Here is a 17,218-nt window from a genome sequence, read left to right on the forward strand (position 1 = left end):
ACCGAACGTCCACCGAAAGGGACAGCACAGGCATGGCTACGGCACCCATCGAACCGCCGCAACGGCTGGTGAGCGCGCTCGGCGGCGACCCGGGCGGCCCGGCCGGTGCCTGGCTGGACGCGCTGCCCGCACTGGTCGGCGAGCGGCTGGAGGCGTGGGAGCTGACGCTGGAGCGGGTGCTCGTCCCAGGCGGGCGCAGCAGTCTGCTCGCGTACGTGCGGCAGGCCGACGGCACACCGGCGGCGTTGAAGTTCCCGGCCCCCGGCCGGGCGCCGGCGCATGAGGGTGCGGCGCTGGCGCAGTGGGACGGCTGGGGCGCGGCGCGGCTGCTGCGCGCCGACGCGGACAGCGGTGCGCTCCTCCTGGAGCGGTTGCGGGGCACCGTGTCGCTGCGCTCGCTGCCGGAGGCGAAGGCCGTGCTGGAGGCGGCGGGCACCGTACGGCGGCTGTGGGTGCGGCCGGCCGAGGGGCACCCCTTCGAGACGCTGGCGGGCCGCGCGGAGGAGGCCGTCGAGTCGCTGCGCGCCCTGGGGGCGACGACGCGCGCCGAAGGGCCGCTGCTGGACGAGGCACTCGAACTGCGCCGCGCGCTGCCGGCCGACGCACCGGAAGAAGTGCTGCTGCACGGCGCGTTCCGGCAGGGCAAGGTGCTGGCGGGCGAGCGGGCGCCGTGGCTCGCGGTCGGGCCCTCGCCGGTGGTGGGCGAGCGGGCGTACGACCTGGCCGGGCTGGTGCTGGACCGCTCCGAGGACCTGGCGGCCGGCTCGGGTGCGGCCTCGGCGGCCCGCCGCCGGGTCGCCAAGCTGGCCGACTCCCTGGACGCGGACCGCGACCGGCTGCGCAGTTGGACGTTGTACCGCGCGGTGGACGCGGGCGTGCGCGAACTGACGACGCCGGGCGGCGACGCGCAGCGCGGGGAAGTGCTGCTGGAGTTCGCCACGTGGCTGTGAGCGCACGGCTGTGAGCACATGGCCGTGAGCACGTGGCTGTGAGCACGGCGCGGCCGTAGGACCGGCGCGCCCGTGGTCGTACACGGCCGGTGGCCGGGCGGCCCCGGAATCCCGGTACCCGCCCGGCCACCGGCCGTGTTGTCCGCGTTACGCGCTCAGCCGGGCCACGGCCTCCTCGACCGTCAGCTCCTCGCGCTCGCCCGTACGGCGGTCCTTGAGCTCGACGACGCCCTCGGCGGCGCGGCGGCCCGCGACCAGGATCTTCGGGACGCCCAGCAGCTCGGCGTCGGTGAACTTCACGCCCGGCGAGACGCCCGCCCGGTCGTCCACCAGGACGCGCAGGCCCGCGGCGCCCAGCTTGTCGCCGACCTCCAGGGCCAGCTCGGTCTGCTTGGCCTTGCCCGCGGCGACCACGTGCACGTCGGCCGGGGCGACCTCAGGCGACCAGCACAGGCCGGACTCGTCGTGGGTCTGCTCGGCGAGGGCCGCGACCGCGCGGGAGACGCCGATGCCGTACGAGCCCATCGTGACGCGCGCGGGCTTGCCGTTCTGGCCGAGCACGTCCAGCTGGAAGGCGTCCGCGTACTTGCGGCCGAGCTGGAAGATGTGGCCGATCTCGATGGCGCGGTCGATGCGCAGGCCAGCGCCGCACTGGGGGCAGGGGTCGCCCGGCTCGACCACGACGACGTCCAGGTACTCGTCGACCTCGAAGTCACGGCCCGCGACGACGTTCCGCGCGTGCTTGCCGTCCTTGTTGGCGCCGGTGATCCAGGCGGTGCCGGGGGCGACCCGCGGGTCGGCGAGGTACTTGAAGGACTTGCCGGCCAGGCCCTGCGGGCCGACGTAGCCGCGCACGAGGTCGTCGCGGCCGGTGAAGTCCTCGGCGGTGACCAGCTCGACCGTGGCCGGGGCCAGGTGCTCGCCCAGCTTGCCGAGGTCCACCTCGCGGTCGCCGGGCACGCCCACCGCGACGATCTCGCCGTCCACCTTGACCAGGAGGTTCTTGAGGGTGGCCGAGGCGGGGACGCCCAGGTGCTCGGCGAGCGTCTCGATGGTCGGGGTGTCCGGGGTGTCCAGCTCCTCCATGGCGCCGACGCCGGAGGCGTCCGAGGGCTCGACCTTGACCGTGACGGCCTCGGTGTTGGCCGCGTAGTCGCAGGCCGGGCAGTCCACGAAGGTGTCCTCGCCGGCCGCCGCCGGGGCCAGGAACTCCTCGGAGGCCGAGCCGCCCATGGCGCCGGAGACGGCGGAGACGATGCGGTAGTCCAGGCCCAGGCGCCGGAAGATCCGCTGGTACGCCTCGCGGTGCAGGCGGTACGACTCGGCCAGGCCCTCGTCGGTGGTGTCGAAGCTGTACGAGTCCTTCATCTGGAACTCGCGGCCGCGCAGCACGCCGGAGCGCGGGCGGGCCTCGTCGCGGTACTTGGTCTGGATCTGGTAGAGCATCACCGGCAGGTCCTTGTAGGACGTGCACTGGTCCTTGACCATGAGGGTGAAGATCTCTTCGTGGGTCGGCCCGAGGAGGTAGTCGGCGCCCTTGCGGTCCTTGAGCCGGAACAGCTGGTCCCCGTACTCCTCCCAGCGGCCGGTGGCCTCGTAGGGCTCCTTGGGCAGCAGGGCCGGCAGCAGCACCTCCTGCGCGCCGATCGCGTCCATCTCCTCGCGGATGATGCGCGACACGTTCTCCAGGACCTTCTTGCCCAGCGGCAGCCAGGTCCAGATGCCGGCGGAGGTGCGGCGGACGTAGCCGGCGCGCACGAGCAGCTTGTGGCTGGCGGTCTCGGCGTCGGCCGGGTCGTCGCGCAGCGTCTTGATCATCAATCGGGACATGCGCTGGACCTGGGCCATGGTGATTCTCCTGCGTAAGAAAGGTGACTGCCGCGAGGTTATCCGGAGGGACGCGCCCCAAGGAAATGGGATGCGGCCCCGCCCGGTCGCGTTCCCTCAGCGTTTGAGCGGCAGGGGCGCGCCCATGACCGCGTACGGGAGGGGGGCGCTCGGGAAGACGACGCGGCGGGCCAGGTCCTGGTAGCCGAGGGAGCGGTACAGGCCGCGGGCCGGGCTTTCGGTGTCGATGGCGGAGAGGATGCTGCGCGGTTCGGCCGCGGCGTCCGTGATGCGGGTGATCAGCCGGCGGCCGATGCTCCGTTTCTGGAAGGCCGGCAGCACATGCAGCTCGGTGATCACGAACGAGTCGTCGAGCCAGTGGTCCAGCTCCCGCGAGCGCAGGTACGGCTCGACGACGGTGGACCACCAGTGGGCGCGGCTGTTGGGCATGCCGTAGACGAAGCCGACCAGGCGCCCCGCCGGGGTCGTGGCGCCGAGGGCGCGGGCTCCCGGGCTGGTCAGGTGCCGTAGGACGATGTGGCGGCGGACGCCGATCTCGTCGTCGGTGAGGCCGAACGCGAGCGCCTGTACGGCGAGCGCGTCGTCCACGCGGGCAGCGAGATCCAGGGGGCCGACCGCGACGTCATCCATGGTCGGGAGCGTACAAGGCGGCGGCGCTGCCCGAGTAGGCGGCCGCGCCACCGGCCTCAGAACAGCACGCTCATGAACGCGCCGGTCTCCTGGAAGCCCACCCGCCGGTACGCGGCGCGCGCGGCCGTATTGAAGTCGTTCACGTACAGGGAGGCGACCGGCGCGACCTCGGTGAGGGCGTAGCGCAGCACGGCCGCCATGCCGGTCTCCGACAGGCCCTTGCCGCGGAATTCGGGGGCGACCCAGACGCCCTGGATCTGGCAGGCCCGCTGTGTGGCGGCGCCGATCTCGGCCTTGAAGACGACCTTGCCGTCGTCGATCCGGGCGAAGGACCGCCCGGAGCCGACCAGTTCGGCGACGCGCGCCTGGTAGAGCAGTCCGCCGTCGCCGGCCAGCGGCGAGATGCCGACCTCCTCGGTGAACATCGCCACGCACGCGGGCATGATCAGGTCCATCTCGTGCTTGCCGATGCGCCGGACGTACGGGTCGGGCTCGACCTCGGTGGCGAAGGAGGACGTGACCATCAGCGGCTGGTGGGCGCGGACCTCGCGGGCCGGGCCCCAGGCGGGCTCCAGGAGGGACCACAGCTCGGCGGTGGGTCCGGCCGGGCCGACGATGGAGGAGCAGCGCCGTCCCTGGCGGCGGGCCCGCTCGGCGAAGCCGCGTACCGCTTCGGGGGTGGCGCAGACGGGGACGAGGTTGGCGCCCGCGTAGCACAGCGACTCCAGCCGGCCGTCCGCGTACCAGCCCCACATCTCGCCGCCGAGCCGCCACGGGTCGAGCCCGGCGATCTGCACGCGGGCGGCGACGAAGGCGTTGGCGACCGGGTCCCGGTCCAGCACCGCCAGCGCGTCGTCGAGCTCCCCCGGTTCGAGAACCTTGGTGGTGGTGGTCGTCAGCACGTGTCGGAAAGCCTCACCTTTACGGGCCTGGGAGGCCAGGCGATAGCAGGTCCTGGAACTTTACCTCCCCGGCAGCGGAGCAGCGGATTCCCTGCGGGTACCCCGCTTCCGGCGCAGGTTACGCACGAGCCCCGCCACCGGTGTGGTCCGGTGGCGGGGCTCGGGAGGTGTGCGGGGCGCCGGGGCCGCGGGGGTCAGCCGGCGATGGCGACGGTGGGTTCGCCGGAGGCCACGCCGTCCTTCTCCATCTGCTCGGCGATCTTCATGGCCTCTTCGATGAGGGTCTCGACGATCTTCGACTCGGGCACCGTCTTGATCACCTCGCCCTTGACGAAGATCTGGCCCTTGCCGTTGCCGGACGCGACACCGAGGTCGGCCTCGCGGGCCTCGCCGGGGCCGTTGACGACGCAGCCCATGACGGCGACGCGCAGCGGCACCTCCATGCCCTCCAGGCCCGCGGTGACCTCGTCGGCCAGCTTGTACACGTCCACCTGCGCCCGCCCGCAGGACGGGCAGGAGACGATCTCCAGGCGGCGGGGCCGCAGGTTCAGCGACTCCAGGATCTGCAGGCCGACCTTGACCTCCTCGGCCGGCGGCGCCGACAGGGAGACGCGGATGGTGTCGCCGATGCCCTCGGAGAGCAGCGCGCCGAAGGCGACCGCGGACTTGATCGTGCCCTGGAAGGCCGGCCCGGCCTCGGTCACGCCCAGGTGCAGCGGGTAGTCGCACCGGGCGGCGAGTTGCCGGTAGGCGTTGACCATCACGACCGGGTCGTTGTGCTTGACCGAGATCTTGATGTCGCGGAAGCCGTGCTCCTCGAAGAGGGACGCCTCCCACAGGGCGGACTCGACGAGCGCCTCAGGGGTGGCCTTGCCGTACTTCTGCAGCAGACGGCGGTCGAGCGAACCGGCGTTGACGCCGATCCGGATCGGCGTGCCGGCGTCGCCGGCCGCCTTCGCGATCTCCTTGACCTTGTCGTCGAACTGCTTGATGTTGCCCGGGTTCACGCGGACCGCCGCACACCCGGCGTCGATCGCGGCGAACACGTACTTCGGCTGGAAGTGGATGTCGGCGATGACCGGGATCTGCGACTTCTTCGCGATCACCGGCAGCGCGTCGGCGTCGTCCTGGGTCGGGCAGGCGACGCGCACGATCTGGCAGCCGGACGCCGTCAGCTCGGCGATCTGCTGGAGGGTCGCACCGATGTCGGAGGTGCGCGTGGTCGTCATCGACTGCACCGAGACCGGTGCGTCCCCGCCCACGGCGACCGGACCGACCTGGATCTGGCGGCTGACCCGGCGGTCGGCCAGCTTGGTCGGTACGTCCGGCATTCCCAGTGAAATGGCAGTCATCTGGCGAGCAACCCCAAGGTATGGATCTAGGTCCCGAGATCGGCGGGCTCCAACCACCGAGATTACGGCACGAGGGTTGCCGCGGGCACATCGAACCCCTCCTGCCCCTCGCAGGGAGGCGGAGGAGCACCCGTGTGCGCGGTTCAGGGGGCCGGTCGCCCGGCCCCCTGCGCACCGTCTACGTCAGCTTCACCGGATTCACCACGTCCGCCACCAGCACCAGGAGCGTGAAGCAGATGAAGATCCCGGCGACCACGTACGCGACCGGCATGAGCTTGGCCACGTCGAAGGGACCGGGGTCGGGGCGCCGGAAGACGCGGGCGAAGGCGCGGCGCACGGACTCCCACAGGGCGCCGGCGATGTGGCCGCCGTCCAGCGGCAGCAGCGGGAGCATGTTGAACAGGAACAGGGACAGGTTGAAGCCCGCGACCAGGAAGAGCATGGTCGCCACCCGCTGCTCCGGCGGGATGTTCAGCGAGAAGACCTCGCCGCCGACCCGGGCCGCGCCGACCACGCCCATCGGGGAGTCCTGCTTGCGCTCCCCACCGTTGAAGGCCGCGTTCCACAGGTCGGGGACCTTGGCGGGCAGGTTGACCAGCGACTGGACGCCCTGTTCGACCATGCTGCCCATGCGGTCGACGGACTGGCCGAAGGACTGCGGGACGATGCCGGTGGCCGGGGTGAAGCCGAGGAAGCCCGCGGTGACGTACTCGCCCGGCACGTAGGAGCCGTGGCCGTCGGTCTTGGCGACCTTGTTCTCGATGAGGTCGGCGTTCAGTTCCAGCCGCTTGCCGTCCCGCTCGACGGTGATCGTCGCGGGTCCCGTGGTGTCCCGGATGCTCTGCTGGAGGCTGGCCCAGTCGGGTACGGGCTTGCCGTTGAACGCGACGATCTTGTCGCCGGGGCGCAGGCCGGCGGCCTTGGCCGGGGAGTCCTTGGCGCCCGCCGTGCACTTGTCGGTCTTGGCGGAGGCCGCGATGACGCAGTCCGAGACCGAGCCGACCTGGGTGGTCTGGGTGTTGATGCCGAAGCCCATCAGCACGCTCATGAAGATCACGACCGCGAGGACCAGGTTCATGAACGGCCCGGCGAACATCACGATGACGCGTTTCCAGGGCTTGCGCGTGTAGAACAGGCGCTTCTCGTCGCCCGGCTGCAGCTCCTCGAAGGCCGCCGAACGGGCGTCCTCGATCATGCCGCGCCAGGGGGAGGTGGACCGGGCCGTTATGGCGCCGTCCTCCCCCGGCGGGAACATCCCGATCATGCGGATGTAGCCGCCGAGCGGTATGGCCTTGATGCCGTACTCGGTGTCGCCCTTGCGGCGGGAGAAGATCGTCGGCCCGAAGCCCACCATGTACTGCGGCACCCGGATGCCGAACATCTTGGCCGTGGACAGGTGCCCCAGCTCGTGCCAGGCGATCGAGAACAGCAGGCCGACGACGAAGACGACTATGCCCAGAATGGTCATCCAGGTCGTCATGCGCGAGCCTCCGATGTCGTACGGGCCGCTCGGGCGGCCAGCTCACGGGCGCGGGCGCGCGCCCAGGTTTCCGCCTGCAAGACGTCCGCGACCGTCAGGGAGGTTCCCCTGGCCGGCTCGCCGTGCTCCGCGACCACCTCGGCGACCGTATCGACAATCCCTGTGAACGGCAGCCCGCCCTTCAAGAACGCGTCGACGCATTCCTCGTTGGCCGCGTTGAAGACGGCGGGCGCGGTGCCGCCCAGGCCGCCGACATGGCAGGCCAGCGGCACGGACGGGAACGCCTCGGTGTCCAGGGGCAGGAACTCCCACTGGTGGGCCTTGGTCCAGTCGACGCCCGGGGCGGCGTCCGGCACCCGGTCGGGCCAGCCGATGCCCAGCGCGATCGGCATCCGCATGTCGGGCGGGCTGGCCTGGGCCAGGGTGGAACCGTCGGTGAACTCCACCATCGAGTGGATATAGGACTGCGGATGGACGACGACCTCGATGCGCTCGAACGGCACGTCGTACAGCAGGTGCGCCTCGATGACCTCCAGGCCCTTGTTGACCAGGGTCGCGGAGTTGATGGTGATGACCGGGCCCATCGCCCAGGTGGGGTGCGCGAGGGCCTGCTCCGGCGTGACGGCCGCCAGCTGCTCCTTCGTACGGCCGCGGAACGGCCCGCCGGAGGCGGTGACGACCAGCTTGCGGACCTCCTGGCGGGTGCCGCCGAGCAGGCCCTGGAAGAGGGCGGAGTGCTCGGAGTCGACGGGGACGATCTGGCCGGGGCGTGCGGCGGCCTTCACCAGCGGGCCGCCGACGATCAGCGACTCCTTGTTGGCGAGCGCCAGCGCGCGGCCCGCGTTCAGGGCGGCGAGGGTCGGCGCGAGGCCGATGGAGCCGGTGATGCCGTTGAGGACGGTGTGGCACGGCGAGGCGGCGACCTCGGTGGCCGCGTCGGGCCCGGCCAGGATCTCGGGCAGCGGCTCCCCCGCCCCGTACCGGGCGGACAGCGCCTCGCGCAGGGCCGGCACCGCGTCCTCGCGGGCGACCGCGACCGTACGGACCCGCAGCCGGTGCGCCTGCTCGGCCAGCAGCGCCACCCGGCCGCCGGCCGCGGACAGCGCGGTCACGCGGAAGCGGTCGGGGTGGCGCAGCACCAGGTCGACGGCCTGGGTGCCGATGGAGCCGGTCGAGCCGAGGAGCACGATGTCGCGCGGCCCGTCCCCGCCGCCGGCGAGCGGTGCGGGGGTGAAGCGCAGATGCGGGTCAGCGAGGGAGTCCGTCATGGACACCATTGTTGCCGGTCCGGGCCGGGCGGTGAGCCACCGGGCACTGTCAGTGGCTCGTGGGACCGTGCCGGTATGGATCGGACGATGTCCCCGCCGGCGCGGCCGGCCGCCGAGCTGACGCCCGCCGAAGCGGCGGAGCGCTGGACGGCGCCGCTGCGCCCGGCGTTCCGCCCGACGCACCCCGACGACCGCCGCGCCCCGCTCGCCGGGCCGCCCGTGGGATATCCGGGCGGCCGTCCCCATCTGCCGGACGACGTGCCGTGGCCGGTGCGGGAGGGGAACGGGCCGCTCGCGTTCGCCGCCTCGGTGTCGCTGCCCGCGCCGGCCGGGGTGTCCGGCGCGGAGCTGGACATACCGCTGCCCGAGGACGGCACGCTGCTGTTCTTCGTGAATACGGCCCGGGGCAGGGCGCCCGGATCAGCGGATCGGCCGGTGGACGTTCTCCTTCTCCGTCGGGCCCGGGGTCGCGTCGGCGATCCACGGGCCGTCGCCGCTCGGGTCCACCACGCCCTCCTCCAGCCAGGCGTATGTGCCGGTCAGCACGCCGGAGACGACCTTGCGGTCCAGGTCGTCGGTGTTGGTCCACAGCCGTCTGAAGAGCTCGTCGACGCGGATGCGGGCCTGCCGGCAGAACGCGTCGGCGAGCTGGTACGCCTCGCGGCCGTGGTCGTCGGTGGCGCGCAGGTGCTCGGCGCGTACGACGGCCGCGCTCATGGCGAAGAGTTCGGCGCCGATGTCGACGATCCGGCCGAGGAAGCCCTGCTTGGTCTCCATCCGGCCCTGCCAGCGGGACATGGCGTAGAACGTGGACCTGGCGAGCTTGCGGGCGGCGCGCTCCACGTACCGCAGGTGCCCGGCGAGGTCGCCGAACTCCGCGTACGTACGCGGCAGCTGGCCGGGGCCCGCGACCAGTTTGGGCAGCCAGCGGGCGTAGAACGTGCCGGCCTTGGCGGCGGCCTTGCCCTTGTCGGACAGCGACTTGTCGGGGTCGATGAGGTCGCCGGCCACGGACAGGTGCGCGTCCACCGCCTCGCGGGCGATGAGCAGGTGCATGATCTCGGTGGAGCCCTCGAAGATGCGGTTGATCCGCAGGTCGCGCAGGATCTGCTCGGCGGGTACGGCGCGCTCGCCGCGGGCGGCGAGCGAGGCGGCGGTCTCGAAGCCGCGGCCGCCGCGGATCTGGACGAGTTCGTCGGCCATCAGACAGCCCATCTCGGAGCCGTACAGCTTGGCCAGCGCGGCCTCGATGCGGATGTCGTTGCGGTCCTCGTCGGCCATCTGGGAGGCGAGGTCGACGACGGCCTCCAGGGCGAAGGTGGTGGCCGCGATGAAGGAGATCTTGGCGCCGACCGCCTCGTGCTTGGCGATCGGCTTGCCCCACTGCTCGCGGGCCGCCGACCACTCGCGGGCGATCTTCAGACACCACTTGCCGGCGCCGACGCACATGGCGGGCAGCGAGAGGCGGCCGGTGTTGAGCGTGGTCAGCGCGATCTTCAGGCCGGCGCCCTCGGGCCCGATGCGGTTCGCCGCAGGCACCCGTACGCGGTGGAAGCGGGTGACGCCGTTCTCGATGCCGCGCAAACCCATGAAGGCGTTGCGGTTCTCGACGGTGACGCCCTCCGCGGCGGCCTCGACGACGAAGGCGGTGATGCCGCCCTTGTGGCCCTCGCTCTTGGGGACGCGCGCCATGACGACCAGGAGGTCGGCGACGACGCCGTTGGTGGTCCAGAGCTTCACGCCGTCCAGGACGTAGGTGTCGCCGTCCGGCACGGCGGTGGTCGCGAGCCTGGCCGGGTCGGAGCCCACGTCCGGCTCGGTGAGCAGGAACGCGGTGATGTCCGTACGGGCGCAGCGCGGCAGAAACGTGTCCTTCTGCTCCTGGGTGCCGAACTGTTTCAGCGGCTGCGGTACGCCGATGGACTGATGGGCGGAGAGCAGCGCGCCGATGGCCGGGCTGGCGGAGCCGACGAGGGCGAGCGCCTTGTTGTAGTAGACCTGCGTGAGGCCGAGGCCGCCGTACTTCGTGTCGATCTTCATGCCGAGCGCGCCGATCTCCTTGAGACCGTCGATGGTCTCGTCGGGGATCTGCGCCTCCCGCTCGATGCGGGCGCCGTCGATCTTCGTTTCGCAGAAGTCCCGGAGCTTGGTGAGGAACTCCTCGCCGCGCTGGGCGTCCTCGGTGGCGGGGGTGGGGTGCGGGTGGACGAGGTCGAGCCGGAAGCGGCCCAGGAACAGTTCCTTGGCGAAGCTGGGCTTGCGCCAGTCCTGCTCCCGGGCGGCCTCGGCGACCTGCCGGGCCTCGCGCTCGGACACATTGCGGGTGGATGGAGCGGTCATGAGGGGCTCACCTCGCCGCGGAGTCGGGTCACGGAGTGGGTCGTCGATCGGTGGGGACCTGGCGCCCCGCGGTCCCGGATTCGGGCGTTCCGTACCGGTCGGCGCCGGGCCGGTGTGCGTACGGGGCTCCCGCCGCCGTCCGGCTACCGGCCAGTGCTACTTGTGAGTCTGTACCCGTTCCCTTCGACTTGCACCAGACTTCGCGGCACGGAACGGGGCGGACGGCTTCCCTCCTGTCCCGCCGCCCCTCAGCGAGCGCCCGGCGTCACCAGCCCCGTTTCGTACGCCAGTACGACGGCCTGTGCCCTGCTGCACAGCCCCAGCTTGGTCATCGTCCGGTTCAGATGCGTCTTGACCGTGGCCTCGCTGATGACCAGCCGCTCCGCGATCTCCGGGTTGGACAGGCCCTTGGCGGTGTGCCGCAGCACCTCCAACTCGCGGGCGGTGAGCGCCTGGAGGGACTCCGGGCCGTCCGGTTCCGGGGCCGGTGCCGCCGGGCGCCGGGCGTACGCCTCGACCAGCCTGCGGGTGACGCTCGGCGCGAAGAGCATGTCGCCGCCCGCGACGGTGGCGATCGCCGACAGGAGCCGCTGCGGCGGAGTGTCCTTCAAGAGGAAGCCGCTGGCCCCGGCGCGCAGCGCCGCGTACACGTATTCGTCCAGGTCGAAGGTGGTCAGCACCACGACGCGCGGGACCGGCCCGCCGGTTTCGGCGGCGGCGCCGAGAATGCGCTCGGTGGCCGTGATGCCGCTGACCCCGGGCATCCGGATGTCCATGAGGATGACGTCGGGCAGGTGCTCGGCGGCCAGCCTGACCGCCTCCTCGCCGTCCGCGGCCTCGCCCACCACCTCGACGCCGGGCGCGGCGCGCAACAGCGCGGCGACACCGGCCCGGATGAGGACCTGGTCATCGGCCACCAGCACCCTGATCATGCTCTGTCGTCCCTTTCCGTGGCGGTGCCGGCCCCGCCGCGGGTCGGACGGGCAGGGTGAGCCGCACCTGGAAGCCGCCGTCCGGGAGAGGCCCGGCCCGCAGGCTGCCGCCGTAAATCCTGGCCCGCTCGCGCATCCCTATCAACCCGTGTCCGGTGGAGAGATGACCGGAAGCCGGTGGCGGTCCGGCGTCCTGGGCCGGTTCGGGGCGGGCGGCGCGTGCGGCGGGAGTGCCGCCGTCGTCCCGTATGCCGACCGTGAGGCGGTCGGTTCCGTAGTCGACGCTCACCTCGACGCGGGCGGCCCGCGCGTGCTTGAGGGCGTTGGTCAGCGCCTCCTGGACGACGCGGTAGGCGCACTGTTCCAGCCCCGGCGGGAACGGCCGCCGCTCCCCCGTCGTACGCAGCTCGACCGCCAGCCCCGCGGCCCGGATCCGCGCGACGACGTCGCCGAGCCGGTCCAGCCCCGGCGCCGGCTCGTAGGCGCCGGCCGCCGCCCCCTCGCCCGTCTCCCGGTCCACGGCGGCCGGCCCGCCCGCCATCTCGCGGGGGTCCACGCGCAGCACGGCCAGCAGCCGCCGCATCTCCTCCAGCGCCTCGCCGCTCGTCCCGGCGATGGTGGTCAGGGCGCGGCGGGCGGTGTCCGGGTCGGAGGAGAAGACGTACCCGGCCAGCCCGGCCTGCACGGAGATCACGGACATGTGGTGGGCGACCACGTCGTGCAGCTCGCGGGCGATGCGCACCCGTTCCTCCGCGACCGCGCGCCGGGCGTTCTCCTCCTGTTCGCGGCGCAGTTGGCCGGCCATCTCGGCGAGCCGGACGTTGCGTTCGGCGGAGGTGCGCGCGAGGTGGCCGAACCAGCACAGGATCACGGGGTACAGGACGCTCTGCCCGAGCGTGGTCGCCCAGGAGCTCTCGTGGCCCGTCGTCCCGGCGAAGTTCCACAGCGCGGCCAGCAGGACCGAGCAGCCGAGGGCGAAGCGCGGCGGGCGGTGCGCGGCCACCGTGTACAGGGCCAGCAGTCCGGCGAGGCTGTTGACGACGGGCCAGTAGTCCAGCGCGATGTAGCCGAACCAGAGCAGCTGGACGGCCAGGCACACCGCGACGGGGGCCCGCCTGCGGGCCACCACCAGCAGGTTGATCAGGCAGGTCAGGACGGAGCCCAGGGCGTCCAGGCGCTGCCATCCCGCGGGCGCGTTCTCGTGGCCGAGCAGCAGGGAGACGGTCGCGAAGCCGACCGCTATGGCCGCGTCAAGGGTGAGCGGCGGGGCGCTCCGCACCCGCCGCCGTACCGCCACGGCCACCCCGCCCATCCACACGGGCGCAGCGTAACCGCAGGCCGCACGGCCGGTCATCGGACCGGAGGAGGCCGTTCGGATACCGCGGAAGTTGTACGTCCGGGCCGGAGCTACCGCAGAAGTCACGGCCCTTTTTCCACCCGTGAAGGGACGCCCCGGCGGGCGGCGGGCGCATACGGTCGTAGGAGAGCACCACGGTACGGGGGAATCACGGGGGAGGCGACGCGCTCCGGGACGCTGTCCCGGAGCGCGTCGCACGTGGTGCGCAGGCCGGTTCTACACGTGGTGCGCGGGCCGGTTTCAGAGGTCCAGGCCGGTCAGCACGAGCACCCGCTCGTACGTGTAGTCCTCCATCGCGAAGCGCACGCCCTCGCGGCCCACGCCGGACTGCTTGGCGCCGCCGTACGGCATCTGGTCCGCGCGGTAGGACGGTACGTCGCCGACGATCACGCCGCCGACCTCCAGCGCGCGGTGCGCCCGGAAGGCGGTCTGCACGTCGTGCGTGAAGACGCCCGCCTGGAGGCCGTACTTGGAGTCGTTGACGGCCGCGAACGCCGCCTCCTCGCCGTCCACCTTCTTCAAGGTGAGGACCGGCCCGAAGACCTCCTCGCAGGCGAGGGTCGCGCCGGCCGGCACGTCCTCCAGCACGGTCGGCGCGTAGGAGGCGCCGTCCCGCTTGCCGCCCGCGAGCAGCTTCGCGCCCGCTTCGACGGCCTCGTCGACCCACGCCTCGACGCGCTTGGCGGCGTCCTCGCTCACCAGCGGGCCGACCTCGGTCGCGTCGTCCGACGGGTCGCCGGTGACCTGCGCGTTGACGGCGGCGACGATCTTCGGCACGAGCCGGTCGTAGACGGTGGCGTCGGCGATCACCCGCTGCACGGAGATGCAGGACTGGCCGCCCTGGTAGTTGGAGAAGGTGGCGATGCGCTGCGCCGCCCAGTCCAGGTCGGCCTCGGAGGCGAAGTCCGCCAGGACCACGGCCGCGCCGTTGCCGCCCAGTTCGAGGGTGCAGTGCTTGCGCGGCACCGACTCCATGATCGCGTAGCCGACCTTCTCGGAGCCGGTGAAGGAGATCACGGGCAGTCGCTCGTCCTGCACCAGCGCCGGCATCCGGTCGTTGGTCACCGGCAGGATCGACCAGGAACCGGCCGGCAGCTCGGTCTCGGCGAGCAGTTCGCCGAGGATCAGGCCGGACAGCGGGGTGGCCGGGGCCGGCTTGAGGATGATCGGCACGCCCGCCGCGATCGCCGGGGCGATCTTGTGGGCGCAGAGGTTGAGCGGGAAGTTGAAGGGCGCGATGCCCAGGACCGTGCCGCGCGGGAAGCGGCGGGTCAGCGCGAGCCGGCCGGCGCCGCCCGCGTCGGTGTCCAGGCGCTGGGCCTCGCCGCCGTTGAAGCGGCGGGCCTCCTCGGCCGCGAACCGGAAGACGGACACGGCGCGGCCCAGTTCGCCGCGGGCCCACTTCATGGGCTTGCCGTTCTCGGCGGAGATGAGCCGGGCGATCTCCTCCGTGCGCTCCACCAGGCGCCGCTGGACGTGGTCCAGGGCGGCGGCGCGTACGTGCGCGGGGGTGGCGGCGAACTCGGCCTGCACGGCGACGGAGGCCGCGACGGCCTCCTCTACCTGCTCCTCGGTGGGCACGCTCACCGAGCCGACGACCCGGCCGTCCCAGGGGGAGGTGACGTCGAAGGCGTCCTCGCCGGTGGCCTGGCGACCGGCGAGCCAAAAGGCGGTGGGAGAAGTCACAGTGGGTCCCGGCCCTTCCGAAGTGGGGGTGGTACGGACGGCCCTGACGGGCCTGGGTCCACCGTAGGGGCGGGGCGCGGCCGAGGCGTTTGTCCGGCGCGTAGTAGTCACCCGGCGTGGTCTTCCGCAATGGCGTACGGGCGGTCGGGGGCGGCCCGGCTACCGCTCCTCGGGAGCGCTCCCGGGCGGTTCCGCCACCGCCGTCGCCTTCAAGGCGAGCCACAGCTCCATGCGCACGTCTGGATCGTCCAGCGAGCGGCCGAGGATCTCCTCCACGCGCCGCATCCGGTAGCGCAGCGTGTGCCGGTGCACGCCCAGGTCGGCCGCCGCCGCGTCCCACTGGCCGTGCCGGGAGAGCCAGGCGCGCAAGGAGGCGACGAGGTCGCCGCGGCCGGTGGCGTCGTGGTCGCGCAGGGCCCGCAACAGGCCGTCGGCGAAAGCCCGCACGGCGTCGTCGGCGAGCAGCGGCAGCACCGAACCGGCCGCCACGTCCTCGTGCTCGACCAGCATCCGGCCGCGCCGGCGGGCGACGGACAGGGCCTGCTCGGCCTGGCGGTAGGCGTTCGCGGCGGCCATCGGCCCGGACGGCGCGGACAGGCCGACCGCCAGCCCCGCGCCGGACCGGCCGGCCTCGGCGCGTGCCGCGCGCCCGCGCGGCAGCGGCTGCGCGCCGAACCTGGCCTCGGCAGCCGCGGCGTACTCGGCGCACGCCTCGGTGGCGGCCCCGCCGTCGGCCGCCAGCACGACCAGCCGGCCGCCCTCCGGCACGGTCAGCACCGCTTCGCCGGTACGGGCCGCCGCCGACTCCATCGCGTCGGCGAGCGCGTCCAGGGCGGGCGGCGCGTCCCCGGTCTCCTCGCCGTCCGCGGCCACCGGCTCGGCGACGACCACCCGGAAGGGGGCGTCCAGGAGCCCGCCGTACAGCCGCCCCGCGACCGCCCGCGCGTGGTCGGGCTCGCCGGCCAGCAGCATGCGCAGCACCGCGGCGCCCAGCCGCTGTTCGGCGTCCTGGAGGGCGCGGGAGCGTTCGGTGGTGAGGGTGAGCAGGGCGACGGCGGAGTGCACGGCGAAGCGTTCGGCGGTGCCCAGGGGCGCGCCGGTGCCGACCGCGAGCACGCCGCGGGCGCGGCGGCCGGTCCCCAGCGATTGCAGCTCGACCCGGTCGTCGCCCTCGGCGTCGCTGACGACCGAGCTGGCGGGGGCCGGGCGCTCGCGCAGCCGTCCCACGTCCTCGCCGAGCCGGGCGGCCCGGCGGGCGGCCCAGTCGGGGGCCGCGGCGACCACGTTGCCGGCCGCGTCGTACAGCGCGGCCCAGCCCCGCAGGTGCGCCGCGAGCCGGGCCAGCAGCTCGGCCGGGCCCTCGGCGCCGAGTGCCGCCCTGGTCAGCTCGCGCTGCGCCTCGAAGCCGGCGGTCACGGCGCGGTACTGGTCGGCGGCGACCGCGGCGGAGACGGCCTTGCTGATGGCGATGAACGGGGTGCGCCTGGGCACGCCCAGCAGCGGCAGGCCCTCCTCCGCCGCGGCCGTGACCAGTGCCTGCGGCACGTCCTCGTAGTTGACGCCGATCGCGAAGCCGATACCGACGACGCCGGCGCCCGCGATCCGCCGCACGTACCGGCGGGTCGCCTCCGGGTCCTCGGCGTCCAGCTTCAAGGCGGTGACGAGCAGCAGCTCGCCGCCTTCCATGTACGGCACCGGGTCGATCAGCTCGCTCGCGTGCGCCCAGCGCACGGGCGTGTCCAGCCGGTCCTCGCCCGCGAGCACCGTCAGCTTGAGCGCGGAGTGGTTGACCAGGGTGGCGAGCGTGTGCGGCATGGGACCTTCGGTGGAGCGTCGGCGGACGGACGGCGGGCTTCCTCTTCGCCGCCCCGTATGAACGGCCGCTGCCGATTCTGCCTCAGCGGCGGAGTGCGGGGGCGGGTTCGTCGCGGGATACGTCCGTACGGGGCCGGTGCGGCACGGCACGCTGACGGCGCCCCGGAAAACCGGTGGACGCGCCCGTCCGGCGCGGGGTCTGATCGGCACCGACCGCTACGGCACCGACGCCCGCCCCGGAGGAGTACCGATGGCCCGCTTCACCACCGTGCCCGGCCTGTTCCCGCCCCCGCAGTACTCCCACACCGCCGTCGTCGAGGCGGGCGAGCGCCTGGTTTTCAGCGCCGGCGCGGTCCCGCTGGACGCGGCGGGCGACCTCGTCGGCCCGGGCGACGTCGCCGCCCAGGCCCGCCAGGTCCTCGCCAATCTGGCCGCTCAGCTGGAGGCGGCGGGCAGCGGCCTGGACCGGGTGATCGCCAGCACGGTGTACGTGGTCGGCGCCTCCTCGGAGGACCTGCGCCCCGTCTGGGAAGAGGTCCGCGCCTCGGCCCTGTCCACGGGGCCGCACACGTCCACGCTCGTCGGCGTCGCCGTCCTCGGCTACCCGGGCCAGTTGGTGGAGATCACGGCCACGGCGGTGGCGCGGGAGGGGTGAGGG

13 protein-coding genes and 1 pseudogene are annotated in these 17,218 nt (G+C 73.2%); 3 read left to right on the forward strand and 11 right to left on the reverse strand.

The annotated features are described in order from the left end of the window. Positions 1-32: 32 nt before the first annotated feature. Positions 33-950 (forward strand): aminoglycoside phosphotransferase family protein, encoded by a 918-nt coding sequence (locus ACH4OW_RS27195; RefSeq protein WP_398030426.1) that lies wholly within the window; start codon positions 33-35, stop codon positions 948-950. 147 nt (positions 951-1,097) lie between these two features. On the opposite strand, the gene ACH4OW_RS27200 is transcribed toward ACH4OW_RS27195, so the two are convergent. From ACH4OW_RS27200 to dxr, 6 genes are all read right to left on the reverse strand, one after another. Further along, complete coding sequence (locus ACH4OW_RS27200) at positions 1,098-2,798, reverse strand: proline--tRNA ligase (protein ID WP_398030427.1); 1,701 nt, start codon at positions 2,796-2,798, stop codon at positions 1,098-1,100. Positions 2,799-2,894: 96 nt separating this feature from the next. After that, positions 2,895-3,428 carry a GNAT family N-acetyltransferase gene (locus ACH4OW_RS27205; protein ID WP_360137662.1) on the reverse strand — a complete coding sequence of 178 codons (534 nt, stop codon included), beginning with the start codon at positions 3,426-3,428 and terminating at the stop codon, positions 2,895-2,897. 56 nt (positions 3,429-3,484) lie between these two features. After that, complete coding sequence (locus ACH4OW_RS27210; protein ID WP_360137659.1) at positions 3,485-4,330, reverse strand: GNAT family N-acetyltransferase; 846 nt, start codon at positions 4,328-4,330, stop codon at positions 3,485-3,487. Positions 4,331-4,524: 194 nt separating this feature from the next. After that, entirely contained in the window at positions 4,525-5,682 is a 1,158-nt protein-coding gene (ispG, locus tag ACH4OW_RS27215; RefSeq protein ID WP_398030428.1) for a flavodoxin-dependent (E)-4-hydroxy-3-methylbut-2-enyl-diphosphate synthase, read from the reverse strand. A 178-nt stretch (positions 5,683-5,860) separates the two neighbouring features. Continuing rightward, positions 5,861-7,162, reverse strand: a complete 1,302-nt coding sequence (locus tag ACH4OW_RS27220; protein WP_360130999.1) for a site-2 protease family protein — start codon at positions 7,160-7,162, stop codon at positions 5,861-5,863. Then, the gene (gene dxr, locus ACH4OW_RS27225; protein WP_398030429.1) at positions 7,159-8,430 is read right to left on the reverse strand and encodes a 1-deoxy-D-xylulose-5-phosphate reductoisomerase; all 1,272 of its coding nucleotides are present in this window, start codon (positions 8,428-8,430) and stop codon (positions 7,159-7,161) included. The genes ACH4OW_RS27220 and dxr overlap by 4 nt, the downstream gene beginning before the upstream one ends. 87 nt (positions 8,431-8,517) lie before the next feature. On the opposite strand from dxr, the pseudogene ACH4OW_RS27230 reads away from it, so the two are divergent. Next, positions 8,518-8,823 (forward strand): annotated as a pseudogene (locus ACH4OW_RS27230) (DUF1963 domain-containing protein); the annotation flags it as partial. A 27-nt stretch (positions 8,824-8,850) separates the two neighbouring features. Here ACH4OW_RS27230 and ACH4OW_RS27235 read toward each other — a convergent pair. The 5 genes from ACH4OW_RS27235 to ACH4OW_RS27255 all read right to left on the reverse strand — a co-directional run bounded on the left by ACH4OW_RS27235 (position 8,851) and on the right by ACH4OW_RS27255 (position 16,560). Further along, positions 8,851-10,770 (reverse strand): acyl-CoA dehydrogenase family protein, encoded by a 1,920-nt coding sequence (locus ACH4OW_RS27235; protein WP_398030430.1) that lies wholly within the window; start codon positions 10,768-10,770, stop codon positions 8,851-8,853. 248 nt (positions 10,771-11,018) lie between these two features. Next, complete coding sequence (locus ACH4OW_RS27240; RefSeq protein WP_398030431.1) at positions 11,019-11,702, reverse strand: response regulator; 684 nt, start codon at positions 11,700-11,702, stop codon at positions 11,019-11,021. After that, the gene (locus ACH4OW_RS27245) at positions 11,677-13,014 is read right to left on the reverse strand and encodes a sensor histidine kinase (RefSeq protein WP_398030501.1); all 1,338 of its coding nucleotides are present in this window, start codon (positions 13,012-13,014) and stop codon (positions 11,677-11,679) included. The genes ACH4OW_RS27240 and ACH4OW_RS27245 overlap by 26 nt, the downstream gene beginning before the upstream one ends. Positions 13,015-13,299: 285 nt before the next feature. Beyond that, positions 13,300-14,745 carry an aldehyde dehydrogenase family protein gene (locus tag ACH4OW_RS27250; protein WP_360131010.1) on the reverse strand — a complete coding sequence of 482 codons (1,446 nt, stop codon included), beginning with the start codon at positions 14,743-14,745 and terminating at the stop codon, positions 13,300-13,302. A gap of 159 nt (positions 14,746-14,904) precedes the next feature. After that, entirely contained in the window at positions 14,905-16,560 is a 1,656-nt protein-coding gene (locus ACH4OW_RS27255) for a PucR family transcriptional regulator (RefSeq protein WP_360131013.1), read from the reverse strand. 250 nt (positions 16,561-16,810) lie between these two features. Here ACH4OW_RS27255 and ACH4OW_RS27260 point away from each other — a divergent pair, with 250 nt between their 5' ends. Continuing rightward, positions 16,811-17,215, forward strand: a complete 405-nt coding sequence (locus ACH4OW_RS27260) for a RidA family protein (protein ID WP_398030432.1) — start codon at positions 16,811-16,813, stop codon at positions 17,213-17,215. Positions 17,216-17,218: the final 3 nt, after the last annotated feature.

Source organism: Streptomyces sp. NPDC017056, assembly GCF_044332485.1.
Taxonomy (GTDB): Bacteria; Actinomycetota; Actinomycetes; order Streptomycetales; family Streptomycetaceae; genus Streptomyces.